This window comes from Actinoplanes sp. G11-F43, assembly GCF_050589265.1.
Lineage (GTDB): Bacteria > Actinomycetota > Actinomycetes > Mycobacteriales > Micromonosporaceae > Actinoplanes.
In genome coordinates this window covers 42,520-59,968 of the sequence record NZ_JBNZCE010000044.1, presented here as the reverse complement: position 1 = coordinate 59,968, position 17,449 = coordinate 42,520, and the positions used below count along the sequence as shown (strand labels likewise).

Genomic DNA, 17,449 nt, shown 5'->3' with positions numbered 1-17,449 from the left:
ATGCGTTTGCTTATCGGCCCTGAGCTGGAAAGATGCGCTTATCGGGACGGAGTGAGCCGGGCAGGGCAATGGTGATCCACTCATTGCTGTCGGCTTTTCCGGAGGTTCGGCCACTGGAGAAGGGGAAGTTGTTGTCATTCAATACCGCGATGGTCTTCTCGTCCAGGATCACCACGTCCTCGATGGTCTGGAACGGGAAGGTGAAGGTGCTGCCGAAGCCGCCGACCCGGTGCGGATTCGCGACGTTCATCAGGTCCACCAGCAGGGTCTTGTCGAGCAGCCCGTCCCGGTTCCGGTCCCGCTTGTCGGCCAGGTAGATCCGTTTGATCACGGCGGTGGCGCCCTGGCCGTTGTCCCGCTCGATGATCAGGAAGCGGTTCTCGTCGACCGCGACGGCGTCGCCGATGGCCAGGTTCGGGGCGCCGAGGCGGTAGACGTACCGCTTGCCGGTGTATTTCCCGGTCCTGGTGTCGAATTCACTGAACCGCAGGTCACCGGGGGTGTCGCCGGTGACCGTGCCCTCCAGCAGCGCGTACAGGTGGCGGCCGCCGGGCGACTTCGCCAGGCCCTCGAAGCCCTTGCTGCCGCCGAGGGTGGCGGTGACGCCGGTCCGGGCGGCGGTCTCCGGCGCGATCACCCCGTCCAGCGGGACCGGGGCGGACAGCAGCCGGCCGGCCCGGTCGAAGTGCAGCAGGTACGGCCCGAACTCGTCGCCGATCCAGTAGCCGCCGCGGGCGTCCTTGACGATCGACTCGACGTCGAAGTCGGCGCCGGTCAGCACCCGGTCGGCGCGGGTCAGCCGCCAGGGCACGTGACCGTCCGGGTCGGTCAGGCTGATCCCGCCGAGCACGTCCACCTCACCGGCGGCGAACGCGGGGGCCAGCCGGTGGATCCGGAGCAGGAAGTCGGCCGAGTTGGCCTGGTTGCCGTACCCGTTGTCGGACAGCACGTCGAACGTTCCGTCCCCGTTGTCGGCGATCCCGGAGAACCCCTGCACCGGCTGGTCGGCGAAGGGCGCCGGGATGCCGTTGGTGTCCCCGGTGATCAGGCTGCCGGACGGCTCGCTGCCCGGCACGAAGGTGGTGGCGGGCAGCGACGCGAACCCGGTCAGCGTCGGCGTGGTGACCTTGGCCGGGCCGCCGGCGCCGGCCGGGCCGGGAAGGGCCGCGGTGAGCGCCAGCGCCAGCGCTCCGACAGAGACGATCTTTCGCATGTGGCCGGACCCTAGACGCCCCGGATGAACCGGCGCCGACGGATCGATGGACGTCAGGTGCGCACCTTCCGCCGGGACCGGGCGGTGGCCGCCGTGTGGTGCGGCAGCGACAGCGGGTCGGGCAGGTCGTGGGCGGCGCTGAGCCCGTCGTCGCGGCGGTCCAGCCGGCCCTCGTCGACCAGGTCGGCGACCAGCCCGGTGAGCCGGTCGTCCAGTTCCGGCGATCGCCGGGCGGCCCAGCCGAACACCTTCGCGGTCGCCGCGAGCAGACCGTCCACCTCGATCGCCCCGGCGTCCTGGACCAGGTGCTCCAGGGCCACCCGCAGCTCCGCGTCGGCGATCTGGTCGGCCTTGCGGGACACCCCGTCGGCCCGGGTCCGCACCGCCGGCACGATCTGCCCGGGATCGCCGAGGAAGTCGTCCGCCCAGGTCACCCGGGACTTGGCGGCCTGTGCCTCGATCTCGGCGTCGATCGCGGCGCGGACCGGCTTGGTGATCCGGCTGATCTGCCAGGCGTCGCGCATCCGCTGCAGGACCACGCTGATGTGCACCGGGCCCTCCACCGCGGCGATCTTCCGGATCGATTCGGCGAGGCGGGTGCGGCTCTCCGGGTCGGCGGGGCCGCTTCCGGTGGGCAGCGGGTTCAATTTCGCTTTCCGGTACGGGTGAGTCCACTCGCCCGGGTCGTGATGCGCCGGCACCGGCTCGGCGGTCTCCGCGGTCACCACCGGGGCGGCCGTCTCCGCGGTCACCGCCGGGGCGGCCTTCGCCGGGCGCGGTGCCCGGGTCCGGGTGCTCCGGCGGGCCGGCTTCGGCGCCTCCTCGACGGCTGCGGCGCTCTCCACCGGCTCGATCTCGGTGGGTGCCACGAACACCGGCTCGGCGACCGGCAGCCCTTCGACCGGCGCGGCGGTGTGGAAGTCGGCGGCGGCCCGGACCGCGTCGGCGAGCGCGGCCTCCTCGGCGTCGAGGCGTGCGGCTTCCCGGCGTTCGGCCTCCTGATGTTCGGCCTCGATCCGGGCGGCTTCGATCCGCTCCGCCTCCATCCGCTCCGCCTCCATCCGGGAGGCTTCGATCCGGGCCGCTTCGATCCGAGCCGCTTCGATCCGGGCCGCTTCGATCCGCGCGGCCTCGGCCCGTTCCGCCTCGGCCCGCGCCAGGTCCGCCCGGCTCACCCGCTCGAAGACGGCGGCGGTCACCCGGGGCTCGTCGTCGTACTCGTCGATCAGATTGCCCGGTTCGACCACGGCCCGCGGCTGCTCGCCGCGCCCGATCCGCTCGAACACGGCCGGCCGGACCCGGTTCTCCTCCTCGATCCGCTCGAACACCGCCGCCCGGACCGGTGTCTCCACCTCGATCAGTGCCACCGGTTCGAGGGCCGGCTCCTCCTCGTGGAGGACCGGCTCCAGGTCCGGGTCGAGGTCCATGGTGGGCTGCGGCGCCCCGGCCTGGACCGGCGGCTCCTCCTCCCAGGTGTGCTCCTCGTCGTGCGCGCCCGGGAAGGCGTGTGTCCATTCGCGCGGCACCGCCTGCTGCACGTCCTCGAACCCGGCCAGGTAGGCGTCCGCCTCCTCCTCCAGGTCGGCCAGCTCGTCGACCAGGACGATCTCCTCGACCGGTTCGCGTACCTCGTCGGCGTCGGCGGGAGCGACCGGCTCGGCGACGGCGACAGCGACCGCCGCGCCGTCCAGTTCGGGCGCCGCCTCCTCCGGCGGGAACTCGGCCAGCGCCGCCTCGATCGCCGACCGCAGCCGCTGTTCCTCGTGCTCCCGGTCGACGTACCAGGCGGTGCCCCAGATCCGGTGCAGCTTCCAGCCGAGATCCTGCAGCACCTGCTCGCGCAACCGGTCCCGGTCCCGGGCGGCGGGCGCCGAGTCGTAGGTGGTGCCGTCGCATTCGATGCCGAGCGCGTACGGCGCGTTGCGGCGGGCCGAGGCACGCACCGCCAGATCGATCCGGAATGCCCCGGTGCCGACCCGGGCACGGACCCGGTATCCCCAGGACTGGATCACATCCCGTACCGAATCCTCGAACGGGGTCTGCGCCTCGGGCCGCGGCTCGTCCAGGCCGAGCGCGGTCTCACCGCGGGTCGCGAAGTCCAGATATCCGGCGAGCGGCCGCAACTCGTCGGTGTCCGGCAGGTCCCGGGCCCGGATCGTCGAGACCACCTCGACCCGGCGGCAGGCCCGGGTGCTGGCCACGTTGAGCCGGCGCCAGCCGTCCGGGCCGGCGAATCCGCCCAGATCGCCGCCGACCGCCAGGATCACCACGTCCCGTTCGTCGCCCTGGACCGTCTCCAGGTCCTTGACGAAGAACCCGTGCAGCCGGTCGTCCTCCGGAGGCACCACCATGTCGGCGACCGCGACCTCGATCAGCCCGGCCAGTTCGGGGGTGGCGGCGATGACCCCGAGACTGAGGTCGGGCCGGGTGACGAAGTGGTGGGCGACCCGGCTGGCGACCATGTCGGCCAGCCCGGCGTCACCGTTCTCCGGCGCGGCCGGGAACATCTGCACCCCGGCGTCCGGGCCGGCCGGGCCGGCCGGCGGGAACGTGTTGAGCCGGCCCTGGTAGAAGGTGTGGTTGGCGAACGCGATCAGCGACTCGTGCCGGCTGCGGTAGTGGGTGCCCAGGTCCAGGACCGGGAACGCGGCACAGCCGATGGCCAGCTCCAGGACCGAGCGCCCGCCGCCGGGGGTGGGCAGCGCGGTGAGCTGCCGGTCGTCGCCGACCACCACGAACGAGGCGCCGCGGTAGACGCAGGTGATCGCGTCCGGCACCGGCACCCGGGACGCCTCGTCGATGATGACCACGTCGAAGGTGAGGTCGGCCGGGACGAGCCGGCTGACGTCGGCGGGCACGGTCAGGAAGCACGGTTTGACCGCCAGGGTGGCGTGCCGGGTGCGGCTGATCAGCTCCTGCACCGGCATCCGCCGGCCCTGCTCGACGGCGGCCGACCGGAGCAGCGCGGTCTCGGCCGCGGCGGTGCCGGTGGGCTGCATCTCGTCGACGGCGTTCATCACATCGGCCGCGGCGGCCCGCTGCAGCCGGGCGTCCCAGACCCGGAACTCCTCGACCAGGCGGTCCCGGGCCTCGGAGTCCAACGGTGGCAGCCGGTCGTCCTCGCGGATCACGGTGCCCGCCCAGGACTGGAACAGGGCCCGGCCGAGCACCGGCAGCAACTGCTCGACCGCCAGGCCGGCGGCGGCACAGAAGTCGATCACCTCGGACAGGCCGTGCTCGGCCAGGGTGGCGCGGGCCGCCTGGTACTCGAACCACTCCTGCTGGCCGCCGGCGTCGGCGAGCAGCGCCCGCAGCAGCTCCAGCGCCCGCCCGTGGTCGGCCAGGGCGGCGGTGAGCGAGGCGTGCCGGCCGGGTGCGAAGGCCCGCAGGATCCCGTCCTTGGCGGCCTGCCACTCGGCCACCCGGGACGGCAGCGTGTCGGTGGGCCGGGCCGCACGCAGCGCTGTTGCCTGGTCCCGGGTGAGAGGGGTGTCGACACCGACCCGGATCCGGCGGGCCTCCGATGTCCAGGCCATCGCGGTGGCGAGCGCGTCCACATCGGTCTGGGTGCCCTTGTAGGCGGCGCCCAGCACCCGGCCGTACTCGGCGGTGTTGGCCGACAGCGCGGCGGCGGCGTCCGCGGCGGTCTCCCGCAGCAGCCCGACGGCAGCCGACTCGGCCAGGGTGAAATCCCGCCCGCCGGCCGCGCTGTACGCCTGGACCAGCTCGGCCGCGGCGGTCAGCGGCTCGACGTGGGCGCGCAGCCAGGTGATCGCGTCGTGCACCGGCCCGGCCGCCAGCTGGGGCCGGGGCGCCGGCTCGGGGGCCGGGCGCAGCGACAGGATCCACCTGTCGAACTCCTTGCGGGCCTCCGAGACGATCCGGATGATCGCGCTGTTCGGGGTGGCCGCGCTGACCCGCTCGATCACCGCGGGCAGGGCTTCCGGCGGGGTCACCCGCATCACCTCGCCGGCGGTGGCCAGGGCCCGGTTGATCGCCTCGAAGTCGGTGTCCAGGCGCCGCCAGTGCCGGCCCAGCGCCCGGGCGTACTCCCGTTCGGTCCGGTCCAGGTCGTTCAGCGCCTTCTTCCAGGCTGCGGCGGTGGCCAGATTGGCGACCGCCTGGCTGCGCTTGACGTCCGGGCGGGCGATCTCGGCGGCCGCCTTCTTGTCCCGCCGGTACGGCGACCGCAGCTTCCGGATGCCCTTGTGCACGTTGGCGAACCGGTCGGCCAGCTCGTCCACCGGGTGCGCCAGCGCGGCCTCGTTGAAGTGCTCCCGGGCGGCGGCCTCGGCCACCCGGACCACCTCGACGGACCGCTGCAGCATCCGGGCGGCGGTCTGCGCGGCGGCCATCCCGGCCGTGTCGAACCAGGCCGCCTCCGGCTTGTCACCCCGGTTCAGCAGGTCGACGATGGCGGCCACCCGGTTCAGGTCGGAGAACGCCACCACGTTCGGCAGGCCCAGCCGGGCGGTCACCCGGTCCAGGCTGTGCTGGTGCTGTTCCAGCCGGTCGGCGTCCTCGGCGAACCGGCGGGCCAGCCCCCGGGCCTGGGCCGCGGTCAGCGGCAACAACTCGATGGCCGGCGGATCCAGGTGCGCCAGACTGGGTACGATCGGCAGCTTCGCCGGCGACGGCAGCGCCGCCCAGGCCACCCCGGCCCGGGACCGGACCGCCTCCTCGGCCCGGTGCAGCGACCTCAGGTGACCCAGCAGCCCCTCGGCGGCCCGGGCCACCGGCTCCAGGCTCTCCATCAGCAGCCACTCGTCGACGGCCTCGTCCGGGCGCCGGGCGGCGTGCCCGACCAGGGTGGTCAGCGCGATCGCGTCGGCCAGGTCCCGGGTGCGGAAGGCGATCGCCAGCCGGTCCTCACCGACCGCCTCGAGCAGGTTCTCCAGGGCGGTGTGCGCCTGCTGGAGGGTGCCCTCCAGACGGTTGCGGTCGACCACGTCACGCCACAGGAACGCCTCACCCTGTACGGCCGGGCGCCAGGCCCCGCCCAGCTGCTCGGCCGCGTCCCGGACCCGTTGCAGGGACTGGGTGGTCAGCGGGACCGGCAGCACCGGCGGCACCGGCGCGGACGCCACGTCGGTCATCTGCGCGCACATGCCCAGCACGTCGTGCAGCCGGTGCCCGAGCGGCTCGCGGACCTCGTTCATCGCCTCGGCGTACGCGTTCAGCTGCTGCCGGTGCTCGCGCAGCTCCTGTCGCTCGTCGGTGGACAGGCCGGGCGGCGGCAGCGGAATGAAGTCGAGCGCCCCGGCCAGGGTGGCGGCCACCTCGTCCCGCCCGGTCCGGTCGCTGTGCAGCTCCAGCAGGTAGTCGTCGAGTCCCGCGTGCGCCAGCCGGTCCTTGACCACGTCCAGGGAGGCGGCCTTCTCGGAGACCAGCAGCACCCGCTTCCCGGCGTGGATCAGCGCGGCGATCATGTTGGCCACGGTCTGCGACTTGCCGGTGCCCGGCGCGCCGCGCATCACGAAACTGCGCCCACCCAGCGCCGCCGACACACACGCCCGCTGCGCCGCGTCGGCGTCCAGCACCAGCGGTACGTCATCCGGCGGCGCCACGTCGTCGATACTGCGGGCCGGAATCGGCTCGAACTTGAACGCGTCGATCTGCGACCGGGCCTCGGTGGCCAGCGCCCGGATCACCGGGTGGGCCAGGATCTGCCGCTCGTTGTCGACCAGGTCGTGGTAGACCACCTCACGGTGCACGGTGAACCGGGACAGCAGGATCGCCTCGTCGGTGTGCCACTCCGGGTGCTCACTGATCGCCGCGTCCAGCCGGGCCCAGAAGACGGTGACGTCCAGCCCGGTCAGGCTCTCCACCCCCGGCAGCTCGACGCCGTGCTCCTTCAGCCGCACCGTCAGCGCCGGGTTGACCAGCGGATCGTCCGGCCGGGCCCGCAGCCGCGGGTAGTCGTGCGGGTCGCTGTCGGCCAGATCGACCGGGATCAGCAGGATCGGGCTGGCGTACTCCCGTTCGGCGTCCTTCCAGTGCAGGGTGCCGAGGGTCAGGTAGAGCGCGGACAGGCCGTACTCCAGCTGGTCCCGGTGGGCGGACCGGCGCAGCGACCGCAAGGTGGAGTCCATGTCGGCGTCCGGCATCGCGGTCTGGAACGCGCTGATCGCCCGCGGGCGGGGCCCCTCGGCCTGCTCCTCGGCGCCCAGGAAGCCGCACTCCCGGCCCTGCTGCAGCGCCTCCAGCACCCCGCGCGGCGACGGGTTGTCGATCGCCACCACGCCGGGACCGGCCGGGTCCACGTGGATCAGCGGGTTGGCGGCGGTGAGGTCGAGCAGACCGGCCCGCCACGTCTCCAGCACTCCCCGGACACGCGCATCCGGCCGCCCGGTCAAGCCGTCAGCATCATCCCACCGCATCTGCACATTCCAGCAAGGCGAGGTGGGTCACCGTGGGGCTTTTCCGGGTTAATCCGACGTATCCCACCCAGAAAAGCCGACGAAACCACCCGAATCAGTCAGACAAGCCCTCATCCGGGTGGCCCCTACCCAGCCGGGCCGTCAGATCAACACCATGATCCCCCGGTACGCACCCCGGGGCGAACCTCCCACGCCGACCCCCACGACTGACCACCCGCCCAGACAGTCCGATGCACCGCGAGGCTCGCACCCCCGACAGAACGTTCCATCTCGTCCTAGCCCACCCCGACCCCACCCCCGCCATCCAAGACAGAACGTTCTACCTCGCTCGCACCCGCTTCCACCCCACCACCCCCAGACAGAACGTTCTACCTCGCTCGCACCCGCTTCCACCCCACCGCCTCCAGACAGAACGTTCCGTCTTGCCCACGGCCCGCCCCAACCCCGCCAGACAGAACGCTCCATCTCGCGGACAGCTCACTTCCCCCAGAAGCTTCCTCCACGGCCACCAGCCCGCCCGCCGCCGATCCCCCGCGCAGGCGATCCACCCAGCCGCGATCTTGCAGGATTCACCACCGAAAAGAGCCTTCTCCGTAGCCAACGACTCACTCTCAGTGAACCTCTCGCACGAACAACCGCAAAATCTGCAATCTTGGAGGATTTTCCACCGATTTCGGTGGTAAATCGTCCAAGATCTGCCGCGGAAGGGCGCTCGCATGGGACATCGGCGGCAAATCAGGCGGCGATCAAGGGACGAGGCTCCTTTTCGCCGGCGATTCCTCTAAGGCCGATCCGAGTTCGGTCACCTCTACGAGCAATATCACCGCAAGTGCGCTGGCGACCAAGAGGCAAAAGCTCCGGTAGGTCATAACGTTCATCTCGCTGGCGGCTCGCCAGGCTCGAGCCAGACAGAACGTTCTGTCTCGTCGGCAGTTCGTCTCACCCGAACCACACAAAAGGTTCCAACTCGCTGGCCAGTAGCCTCCCTGAGCCAAACAGAACGTTCTGTCTTGCCGGCACGTCGGCCCACCCGGAGCAGACAGAACGTTCTACCTCGCCGACAGGTCGGCTCACCCCGAGCAGACAGAACGTTCTACCTCGCCGACAGGTCGGCTCACCCCGAGCAGACAGAACGTTCTACCTGGGTGGCAAGTCGGCCCACCTGGAGCAGACAGAACGTTCTGTTGTGCTGGTGGGCCGTGGGTGATTGGGGCGGCTGACGCGGGTTGCCGACTTGGACCGCGCCTGGCTCCTGTGCGGTTCGCCGTGTGGGAACTAGTCCCAGGTGGGGACCCACCACTGCCAGCCGGACGGGGCGGTGGGCCAGGACGGGTCGGGGATCCAGCCTTCGGGCGGGTACCAGCCGTCCGGCGGGGTCGGCCATCCCTGCGGGACCACGAATTTGATCCCGGTCGGTGCCGGCGGGATCGGCGCATGCGGGTTGGTGTCGGTCGGCGAGTTCGGCGAGGTGGGTGAGTTCGGCGAGGTGGGTGAGTTCGGCGAGGTGGGTGAGTTCAGTGAGCTCGGTGAGTGCGGGTTGGCCTCGGTGGGTGGGGCCGGGGAGACCGGAGTTATTCCGGCGATGGCTCCGGAGTTGGCCTTCACCACGGCGGCCAGGGCGGGGATCACCGTGGTCTCGGCGATGGCGTAGTCCGTGGAACCGGCGGGTGCCGGGCTCACCGGGGGCACGGCCGGGCTGACCGGGCGGGCCAGTGGGTCGGTCAGCAGCGCGCCGTCGGTCTGCGGCACCGGTGAGGTCGCCGCCGCACCATGTCGGCCCGAGGTCGCCCCGTCCGGCGCGCCGGACGGGGGCACACCGGTGCCGGCGGGCCCGCCGGATACCGACGCACCCGCTCCGGAGGACGGCACACCCGAGGTGGCCGAGGTCGCGGTGGCCACGCCGGCGCGGGAGAGATCGGGCAGCGCGCCGCTACTGGCGGACCAGGACGGTCCGCCGTTGCCGGGTGCGCTCCACGCCGGGACGCCGCTGTCCGATTCGGTCCACCCGGGACGGCCGCCCTCCGCCGGGGTCCGACCCGGGCGGTCCGCCTCCGACGGGGACCGGCCGGTCCGGCTCTCGTCCGACGGGGACCAGCCGGAACGAGACTCGTCCGACGGCGACCAGCCGGAACGGGACTCGTCCGACGGGGTCCAGCCGGGACGGTCTCCCTCCGACGGGGACCAGCCGGAACGGGACTCGTCCGGCGGGGTCCAGCCGGTGCTCTCCGGCGGGGTCCAGCCGGGACGGCTGTCGCTTGGGCCGGGCCAGCCGGGGCTCGGCGCGTCCGGCCCGGGGAAGCCCAGCCCCGACGAGGACGAGACGGACGACGAAGACGAGACGGACGGCTGCGACGAGGTGGACGGCGGGGGTGCGGGCGATACCGAGGAAGCGCCCAGCGACGCGGCGAACGGTGACGGGAAGGACGGCGCGGGCATGTCCTGCACCGGGGCGAAGCTGTCCGAGCCGCCGGCGGACGGGAACCCGGAGGTTCCCGGCACTCCGGATGACGGCGCACCGGACGGGGTGCCGGGGAAACCGGCGCCGGCCGAGGAAGGGGTTTCCGGGAAGCCGGTTCCGGCTGCGGAAGGGGTTCCCAGGGACGGGGTTCCGGGCGGGAAACCGGCAGCCGCGGCGGACGGGTAGGAGCCGGAGGGGAACGGGCCGGACGGCACGGGCGGGGCCTGACCGGCGGCCGGGAACTGCGCGAACGAGCCGCCGGACGAGGACGACGAAGAGGACGGGGACGACGGGGACAAGGACGGGGACGGCGACGGGCCGGAGGCCCAGCTCGGCAGGGCGTCCTCGGAGACCCAGTTCGGCACCAGGCCGCCGGCGGCGGGTCCGCCGGACATCAGGCCGGGCCCGGAGCTGCCGGGGGCGTTGATACCGGGGATCGGCGACGCGGATCCGGAGGCCACCGGGACGGATCCGGTGGGCACCGCGCCGGTGGGCACGGAAGCACCGGCGGAACCCGTGGAGCCGGTGGTGGACGGCGCACCGGGGGCGGACGGCGTACCGGCGGCGGGGTTGACGGTGGGGACGCTTGCCGTGCCGCGACCGGCCGCGGTGGCGGACCGCTTCGCCGCGCCGTGCCAGGACTCCGGCAGATCCTGGACTCGGGCCACGTACAGCATGACCTCGCTCTTGCCGCTGTTGCCCTTGACGATGGCCCGGGCCGCGGTGACGACGCCCTGTTCGGCCATGTGCCGCAGGATGGGCAGCAACTCGCCGCTCATCTTCGGGCTGAGGTCACCGACCCGGCTGTCGCCGGCGCGCACCTCGACCAGGTGGTCGGAGGTCTCGTGCAGGGTGACGTACGCCCAGCATTCGCCTTCCGCGCGGAGCAGCGGGGTGAGGGCGGCCAGTGATTGTTCCTGCCCGGTGACCTGGACGGCCGAGCCGGACGGCAGCAGCCGGTGTTCCTGGGTGGGTGGCGGGTTGGCGGGCACCAGCATGTGCGGTTCGGCCAGGTCGAGGCGGATGGTGGCGTCGAACGCGGCGGGGCGGCCGTCGGCGGCCATCCATTCCCGGCCGGTGATCCGGGCGTTGACCTCGGGGACGAGGCCCCGGTTGGTGAGTGCGGTGAGGGCGTCGACGTAGCGCGCGGCTTCCGGGCGGGGCAGGTGGCCGAGCAGGTTGGTTCCGGACCAGACTCCGACGGCGTTGCGGTCGTGTTTGTTGGAGCGGTCGGGTATGAGCTGGACGGGCACGGTTATGTCGGCGCCCCGGGGGTCGAGGTCAGCACCGAAGAGGGCACGTATCGCCTTCGCGTAGTGCGTCTCGCCGACCACTTCGGCACTTGCCCAGCCCGCTTGTCCCCAGAGGGGGAACCGATTCGCCACACGGGAACGTTAGTGTCTGCTTTCCGTCAGTGACCTCACCCGTACGGATGAGTGCGATCAACCGTACGTTCCGTATCCGTCCCACTCGTTAGCGCGACTGAATTACCGTTCAGTGTTGGGTCATTCCCGGCGACAGGCCCCAAACCGGTCGCCGGGTGGAGCTTAATCGCTGGTTAACCCACCTTGACCACCATCTTGCCGGTGTTGTCGCCGCGCAGGAGCCCGAGGAAGGCCTCCGGGGCGTTCTCGATCCCCTCGACCACCGTCTCGCGGGCAGTGATCTTCCCCTCACGGAGCCAGCCGCCGACCTCGGCCACGAAGTCGGGCGTCCGGTCCGAGTGGTTGGCGACGATGAAGCCGCGCAGGTTGATCTCCTTGCCGATGACCGACGCCAGGTTGCGCGGGGCGGTGGGCGGGGCGGTGTCGTTGTACTGCGCGATGGCGCCGCACAGGGCGATCCGGCCGAACTTGTTCATCGAGGCGATCGCCGCCTCCAGGTGCTCGCCGCCGACGTTGTCGAAGTAGACGTCGATCCCGTCCGGAGCGGCCTCGCGCAGCTGGTCACGGACCGGCCCGTCCTTGTAGTTGAAGGCCGCGTCGAAGCCCAGCTCGTCGACCAGGTGAGCGGCCTTCTCCGCGGAGCCGGCGCTGCCGATCACCCGTTTCGCCCCGCGCAGCCGGGCGATCTGGCCGGCCACGCTGCCCACCGCGCCGGCCGCGCCGGAGACGAAGACGGTATCGCCCTCCTGGAACCGGGCGATGTCGAGCAGCCCGACGTAGGCGGTCAGGCCGGTCATGCCGAGCAGGCCCAGGTAGGCGGAGAGGGACGGGGCGGCCGCCGGGTCGACCGGCCGGGCCCGCGCGGCGTCGACGACGGAGAACTCGCGCCAGCCGAGCGCGTGCACCACGAACGCTCCGACCGGCACCGACGGGTCCTCGGACGCGACCACCTCACCGACCGCGCCGCCGTCGAGCGGGGCGCCGACCTGGAACGGCGGGGTGTAGGACTTCACATCGTTCATCCGGCCGCGCATGTAGGGGTCGACCGACATGTAGACGTTGCGGACCAGCACCTGGCCGGGGCCGGGGACCGGGGTGGGCGTCTCGGCGATCTCGAACGTCCCGGCGGTCGGCCAGCCGACCGGTCGGGCGGCGAGGCGGATCTCTTTCATCGGGGCTCCCAGCGAGAAGACGGGTCGTCGTTACTTCTCGACACTACGTCGAAAAAATCGACACCGCGTTAATCTGTACGCATGACCACACTCCCCGGCCGGCGCCGTGGCCCGAGCAAGGGCGACCGGCGCGAGCGGGCGATCCTGGAGACCGCGCGGGAGCTGCTGGCCCGCAAGCCCCTCGCCGAGATCACCATCGACGAGCTGGCGGCCGGCGCGGAGATCTCCCGGTCCAGCTTCTACTTCTACTTCGACTCCAAGGTCGCGGTGGTGGTGGCGCTGCTGCACGAGATCAGCGGCCGGCTGGGCGCCGGCGCCGGGCCGTGGCTGGACGGCACCGGCCCGGACGCTCCGGCGCTGCACCGGTCGCTGGCCGCGCTCGCCGTTCTCTGGCGCGATCAGGGCCGGCTGCTGGCCGGGGCGCTGGCCGCCGCGCCCGGCTGCCCGCCGCTGGCGTCGTGGCGCGACGGGCTGCGGTCGGCGCACGTGGAGCGGCTGGCCGCGCGGATCGAGCGGGACCGGGCGGCCGGTCTGGCGCCGCCGGGTCCCGCGCCGCGGGTGCTGGCCGGGCTGATCGACGACCTGCGGGCCGCGGCGTTCCAGGGCGCCGCCGACCCGGAGGCGCTGGCCGGCGACCTGGTCACGGTGGAGCTGCGGATGATCTACGGCGATTTCGCCGATCACCACGCGGCCGGATGATCGGCAGCGCACCCTGGGAGCATGCGAATCGGGGTCATCGGAGCAGGTCAGCATGGTGGCACTCTGGCCAGGTGGTGTGCCGAGAGCGGGCACGAGGTGGCGGTCACCTCACGGCACCCGGAGCGGCTGAGGACCGAGGTGGGGCAGGTGATGTCGATCCCGCAGGCGGCGACCTTCGGCGACGTGATCATCTTCAGCCCGAACTGGTCGTCCGCGTTCGAGGCGCTGGAGCAGACCCGGGGCCTGCTCGCCGACAAGGTCATCATCGACGTGACGAACCCGGACATCCCGGATGACATCTCCGGCCTGGAGGCGCTGATGGACCGGGCGCACGAGGGGCACTGGGCGAAGGCGTTCAACACCGTGCCGACCGATGTGCTGAGCCGGCGGCGCGGGCACGACCCGCTGCTCACCGAATACCTGTGCACCGACGACCGGGACGCCCGGCAGGCCGCCTCACAGATCATCCGGGATCTGGGGTTCGCGCCGGTCTACGCCGGCGGGGCGCACGCCGCGCTGCTCACCGAGACCGGCGGGCCGCTGCAGATGCGCGAGGTCGACGTGAAGGACGCGACGGACGTGCTGGCCGAGGCGCTGACCATCCACCCGATCTGAGATCCGTCCCGGACCGGGAAGCCGGCGTCCCGGGTCGGGAGGCCGGCTCAGATCAGGACGTCGATGAACCCGGGCGGGGTCATCCGGGCGATCTCGTCCCGGCTCTCCAGGACGGCCGCCTTGTCCTCACGCAGCCGGCGCTCGCCCACCTCCCGGGCGTGGTCGGCGGCGAGCCGGGTGCAGTCCTCGCGCAGCCGCAGCCAGGCGGCGTGGGTCTCCCAGACGGACGTGGTGGACGAGGTTCCGATGCTGATGGTCATGACGACCTCCGAGGGGGCGTTGCGTTTCCGGGCCCCGACTATCGGCGGTCGGCCTCCGCCCTGAGGGAAATCGGCGAATAGAGTTCGACGAGCCGCCGCCGGTCGGCCTGCAACCGGCCGGCGACCACCGCCAGGAACCGGGTGGACAGGTCCCGGGCCAGCCGGTCGTCCCGGGCCATCAGCGCCCGGACACAGTTCGCGTCGAACTCGATCGCCTGGCAGACCTCCCCGGCCACCGCGCCGGTCGCCCACCGGCGCGGCGGCAGCAGCCAGGACCAGCCGAGCACACTGCCGGCCCGGATCCGCTCGATCACCACGTCGCCGCGGCCCGGGATGTCCATGTCCAGCACCACCTCACCGGCGTGCAGCAGCCAGAACCTCTCGGCCGGCCCACCGGCCCGGAACAGCCGCCGGTTGACCGGCCACATCACCCGCCGGGCGCGCCGGGACAGCCGGTGCAGGTCCTCGGCGGGCAGATCGGCGAGGAACGGGTGGAGCGCCAGGTGGTCGAAGACGGAGAGCATGGCCTATGACACCGCCCGTGCGGTCCGGGGCGACAGGGCCGTGCGTCCCGTGCGGGCCGGGCCGGGCGGGATCATCAGGACCGGGCTGAGGCCGGTCGGGGTGCCGTTGCCGGCCGTACCCAGCAGAAGGTCGCCGAGATGTCCGCGGTGCCGGATGCCGGCGACCAGCAGGCGTCCGCGCCGGGAGGCGCGTTCCAGGGTGTACGCCACCTCGGGCTCGGGGATGGCCAGCGGCTCCACCTCGACCCGCGGGTAGCGGCCGGCCCACCCGGCGAGCACCTCGACCAGGTAGCGCCGCGCCCGGACCGGATCCTCGCCGGGCCGCCAGACGTGCACCGCGACCAGTTTGGAGCCGGTCAGCGAGGCCTCCTCGAAGGCCCGGCGCACCGGGGCTGCGGGTTCCTCCGGGCCGGGCACGGCGAGCACCACCGGGCCGTGCCGCTGCCCGCCGCCGCGCTGGACCAGCAGCGCCGAACGGCTGTGCCGGGCCAGGTAGGCGGCGGTGGAGCCCCAGCCGGGGCGGCCCGGCCCCTCGTCCCGGCGCCCGATGACGACCAGGGCGGCCGTCTCGGAGTGTTCGGCGAGCACCCCGGCCGGGCTGCCGGTGCGCAACTCGGTGCCGACGGTCAGCCAGGGTGCCCGCTGGCGGGCCCGCCGGGCGGCGGCGTCCAGGAGCCGCCGGGCGTCCGGTTCGGCGGGAACCGGCCCACGGCAGCGGTACCGCCCGGTGTACTGACCGGGCCAGATGTGCAGGAGGAGCAGGGGTACGCCACGCCGGACGGCCTGGTCGGCGGCGAGATCCACGGTGACCGGATGCGTCCGTGAGCCGTCGATCCCGGCCACGACGGGCTGAGCTTCGGAGGTCCGCATGTTCGGACGGTAGTTCCCGGGTGACCGTTCGCGGCACGGCCGACGGTCCCATCCGGACAGGCCGGATGACAGGTCGGTCAGTGGGTAGAGCAGGAGTTCACCGAGCAGAGGAGACGGCGATGCCCGTGGTCCGTACCGAGAAGAGCACCGAGACCATGACGCTGACGTTCGTGGCCGAGTTCGATCATCCGCCCGGCGAGGTCTGGCAGGTCTGGGCGGATCCGCGCCGGCTGCAGCGCTGGTGGGGCCCGCCGACCTGGCCGGCCACCGTCGACCGGTTCGAATTCGAGCCGGGTGGCGCGGTCCGCTATCACATGACCGGCCCGGACGGGACGAAGGCGCACGGCTGGTGGCAGATCACCGACGTGCGTGAGCCGGCCCGGCTGGAGTTCGACGACGGGTTCGCCGGCGACGACGGCGAACCCGTCGACCCGGAGGACATCACGCACATCACGGTCGGGCTGGAACCGGCCGGCGCCGGCACCCGGATGACCACGGTCGCCACCTTCCGCAGCGCGCGACAGCTGGAACGGCTGGTGGAGATGGGCATGGAGGAGGGCATGCGGCTGGCCATGGGCCAGATCGACGAGGTCCTCGCGGGCCGGTGAAAGCCCGGACGGGTGACGGGCGGACACGGTAACGTCTGATCATCATGCCGCTCTGGTCGTCACTCCGCCGGCGTCGCACCACCGGCGACGCCGGTTCCGATGCCCGGGCTCTGGCCGAACTCACCGAAGCGCTGCGTGAACGCGACGCCGAGCTGGCCCGGCTGCGGGCCGAGCTGGACGCCCAGGCCCAGGCGTCCATGGTGCATCAGCGGGAACTGAACGTGCAGTTGCGCAAACGGGCCCGCGAGGCGATCGACGACACCGCCGAGGTGATCGGCGGCAAGCTGGAGGACGTGGTGGTCCAGGTGACCGCGGCCCGGGACGCGGCCGCCGCCACCAACGACCGGGTGTCGATCACCAGCGAGGCGGCGAACTCGCTGGTCCAGCGGGCGCACAGCGCCGACGAGGCGGCCACTGCGCTGAACGCCAGCCTGCGCCAGGTCGCCGGGATCGCCAGCGTGATCTCCGGGATCGCCTCGCAGACCCGGCTGCTGGCCCTGAACGCCACCATCGAGGCGGTCCGGGCCGGCACCGCGGGCAGTGGTTTCGCGGTGGTCGCCGACGAGGTGAAGGGCCTGGCCGACACCACCGCCGACTCGACCGAGCAGATCACCAGCACGATCGCCGCGCTGGAGGCCGACGTGGCCCAGATGGCCCAGACGCTCAGCGCGATCATCGGCGACGTGGGTGACATCGAGGACGCGATGCGCCAGCTCGGCGGGATCGCCGACGAGCAGCACGAGATCGTCGGCCGGCTGCACATGAGCGTGGACGCGACGATGGCGCAGATCGGCGACCTGTCGTCGGTGGCCGACCGGCTGGAACGGCGCCGGCACGACCGGCTGCCGGTGCACGGCACCGTCCATCTGGACCGGGCCGGCCGGCCACGGCTCACCGCCGACCTGCTGGACCTCAGCTCGGACGGGCTGGGCTGCACGGTTCCGTCGGGCACCCCGCTCGCGGTCGGCGACGCGGTCCGTGTCGAGCTCAGCCTGGACGGGCTGGCCGGCACGTACGACGCCCGGGTGGTCCGCCGGGTGGTCCGCGACGGCACCGCCGAGATCGGCGTCCAGTTCGGTGGCCTGCCGGATCAGACCCGGGCCCGGATCAGCGCCTACCTGTCCCGCCTGGTCGCCGGCATCTGACGGTCGTGTGCCGCACACCGGCGCGATCCGCACCGCAACGCACCACACGCCGTGCCACCACCCGCACCGTGCCGCACACCGGCGCGATCCGCACCGCAACGCACCACACGCCGCGCCACC

General features: G+C 72.6%; 11 protein-coding genes. 4 read left to right on the top strand and 7 right to left on the bottom strand.

Annotation, left to right across the window (positions count from 1 at the left end; all coding sequences use genetic code 11):
• Nucleotides 1-10 precede the first annotated feature (10 nt).
• From ACQ0O7_RS38300 to ACQ0O7_RS38285, 4 genes are all read right to left on the bottom strand, one after another.
• A complete protein-coding gene (locus tag ACQ0O7_RS38300; RefSeq protein WP_430790066.1) occupies nucleotides 11-1,213 on the bottom strand; it encodes an esterase-like activity of phytase family protein in 1,203 nt (400 codons plus the stop codon).
• A gap of 53 nt (nucleotides 1,214-1,266) precedes the next feature.
• Nucleotides 1,267-7,593, bottom strand: a complete 6,327-nt coding sequence (locus ACQ0O7_RS38295) for a DUF3320 domain-containing protein (RefSeq protein ID WP_430790064.1) — start codon at nucleotides 7,591-7,593, stop codon at nucleotides 1,267-1,269.
• Nucleotides 7,594-8,868: 1,275 nt separating this feature from the next.
• On the bottom strand, nucleotides 8,869-11,436 hold the full coding sequence (locus tag ACQ0O7_RS38290; protein ID WP_430790062.1) for a hypothetical protein: 2,568 nt from the start codon (nucleotides 11,434-11,436) through the stop codon (nucleotides 8,869-8,871).
• A gap of 173 nt (nucleotides 11,437-11,609) precedes the next feature.
• The gene (locus tag ACQ0O7_RS38285) at nucleotides 11,610-12,608 is read right to left on the bottom strand and encodes an NADP-dependent oxidoreductase (protein ID WP_430790060.1); all 999 of its coding nucleotides are present in this window, start codon (nucleotides 12,606-12,608) and stop codon (nucleotides 11,610-11,612) included.
• A gap of 81 nt (nucleotides 12,609-12,689) precedes the next feature.
• Between ACQ0O7_RS38285 and ACQ0O7_RS38280 the strand changes: the two genes are divergently transcribed.
• Both ACQ0O7_RS38280 and ACQ0O7_RS38275 read left to right on the top strand, forming a co-directional pair.
• Complete coding sequence (locus ACQ0O7_RS38280) at nucleotides 12,690-13,307, top strand: TetR/AcrR family transcriptional regulator (protein WP_430790058.1); 618 nt, start codon at nucleotides 12,690-12,692, stop codon at nucleotides 13,305-13,307.
• 21 nt (nucleotides 13,308-13,328) lie between these two features.
• On the top strand, nucleotides 13,329-13,922 hold the full coding sequence (locus ACQ0O7_RS38275) for an NADPH-dependent F420 reductase (protein WP_430790056.1): 594 nt from the start codon (nucleotides 13,329-13,331) through the stop codon (nucleotides 13,920-13,922).
• A gap of 47 nt (nucleotides 13,923-13,969) precedes the next feature.
• Here the strand turns inward: ACQ0O7_RS38275 and ACQ0O7_RS38270 are convergent, their stop codons facing one another.
• Genes ACQ0O7_RS38270 through ACQ0O7_RS38260 form a run of 3 tightly spaced genes read right to left on the bottom strand, consistent with a single transcriptional unit; the run spans nucleotide 13,970 to nucleotide 15,576 of the window.
• On the bottom strand, nucleotides 13,970-14,182 hold the full coding sequence (locus ACQ0O7_RS38270) for a hypothetical protein (RefSeq protein WP_430790054.1): 213 nt from the start codon (nucleotides 14,180-14,182) through the stop codon (nucleotides 13,970-13,972).
• Between the two features lie 38 nt (nucleotides 14,183-14,220).
• Complete coding sequence (locus tag ACQ0O7_RS38265) at nucleotides 14,221-14,706, bottom strand: cyclic nucleotide-binding domain-containing protein (RefSeq protein ID WP_430790052.1); 486 nt, start codon at nucleotides 14,704-14,706, stop codon at nucleotides 14,221-14,223.
• A gap of 3 nt (nucleotides 14,707-14,709) precedes the next feature.
• Nucleotides 14,710-15,576: a universal stress protein gene (locus ACQ0O7_RS38260; RefSeq protein WP_430790050.1), complete on the bottom strand. Its 867-nt coding sequence runs from the start codon at nucleotides 15,574-15,576 to the stop codon at nucleotides 14,710-14,712.
• 119 nt (nucleotides 15,577-15,695) lie between these two features.
• On the opposite strand from ACQ0O7_RS38260, the gene ACQ0O7_RS38255 reads away from it, so the two are divergent.
• Entirely contained in the window at nucleotides 15,696-16,184 is a 489-nt protein-coding gene (locus tag ACQ0O7_RS38255) for an SRPBCC family protein (protein ID WP_430790048.1), read from the top strand.
• Between the two features lie 44 nt (nucleotides 16,185-16,228).
• Nucleotides 16,229-17,329 (top strand): methyl-accepting chemotaxis protein, encoded by a 1,101-nt coding sequence (locus ACQ0O7_RS38250; protein WP_430790046.1) that lies wholly within the window; start codon nucleotides 16,229-16,231, stop codon nucleotides 17,327-17,329.
• The last annotated feature ends 120 nt before the right edge of the window (nucleotides 17,330-17,449 follow it).

Excerpts from the sequence above, each read along its gene's own strand:
- ACQ0O7_RS38300 (WP_430790066.1), bottom strand. The coding sequence starts at position 1,213 with ATGCGAAAGATCGTCTCTGTCGGAGCGCTGGCGCTGGCGCTCACCGCG.
- ACQ0O7_RS38295 (WP_430790064.1), bottom strand. The coding sequence starts at position 7,593 with ATGCGGTGGGATGATGCTGACGGCTTGACCGGGCGGCCGGATGCGCGT.
- ACQ0O7_RS38285 (WP_430790060.1), bottom strand. The coding sequence starts at position 12,608 with ATGAAAGAGATCCGCCTCGCCGCCCGACCGGTCGGCTGGCCGACCGCC.
- ACQ0O7_RS38280 (WP_430790058.1), top strand. The coding sequence starts at position 12,690 with ATGACCACACTCCCCGGCCGGCGCCGTGGCCCGAGCAAGGGCGACCGG.
- ACQ0O7_RS38275 (WP_430790056.1), top strand. The coding sequence starts at position 13,329 with ATGCGAATCGGGGTCATCGGAGCAGGTCAGCATGGTGGCACTCTGGCC.
- ACQ0O7_RS38270 (WP_430790054.1), bottom strand. The coding sequence starts at position 14,182 with ATGACCATCAGCATCGGAACCTCGTCCACCACGTCCGTCTGGGAGACC.
- ACQ0O7_RS38265 (WP_430790052.1), bottom strand. The coding sequence starts at position 14,706 with ATGCTCTCCGTCTTCGACCACCTGGCGCTCCACCCGTTCCTCGCCGAT.
- ACQ0O7_RS38260 (WP_430790050.1), bottom strand. The coding sequence starts at position 15,576 with ATGCGGACCTCCGAAGCTCAGCCCGTCGTGGCCGGGATCGACGGCTCA.
- ACQ0O7_RS38255 (WP_430790048.1), top strand. The coding sequence starts at position 15,696 with ATGCCCGTGGTCCGTACCGAGAAGAGCACCGAGACCATGACGCTGACG.
- ACQ0O7_RS38250 (WP_430790046.1), top strand. The coding sequence starts at position 16,229 with ATGCCGCTCTGGTCGTCACTCCGCCGGCGTCGCACCACCGGCGACGCC.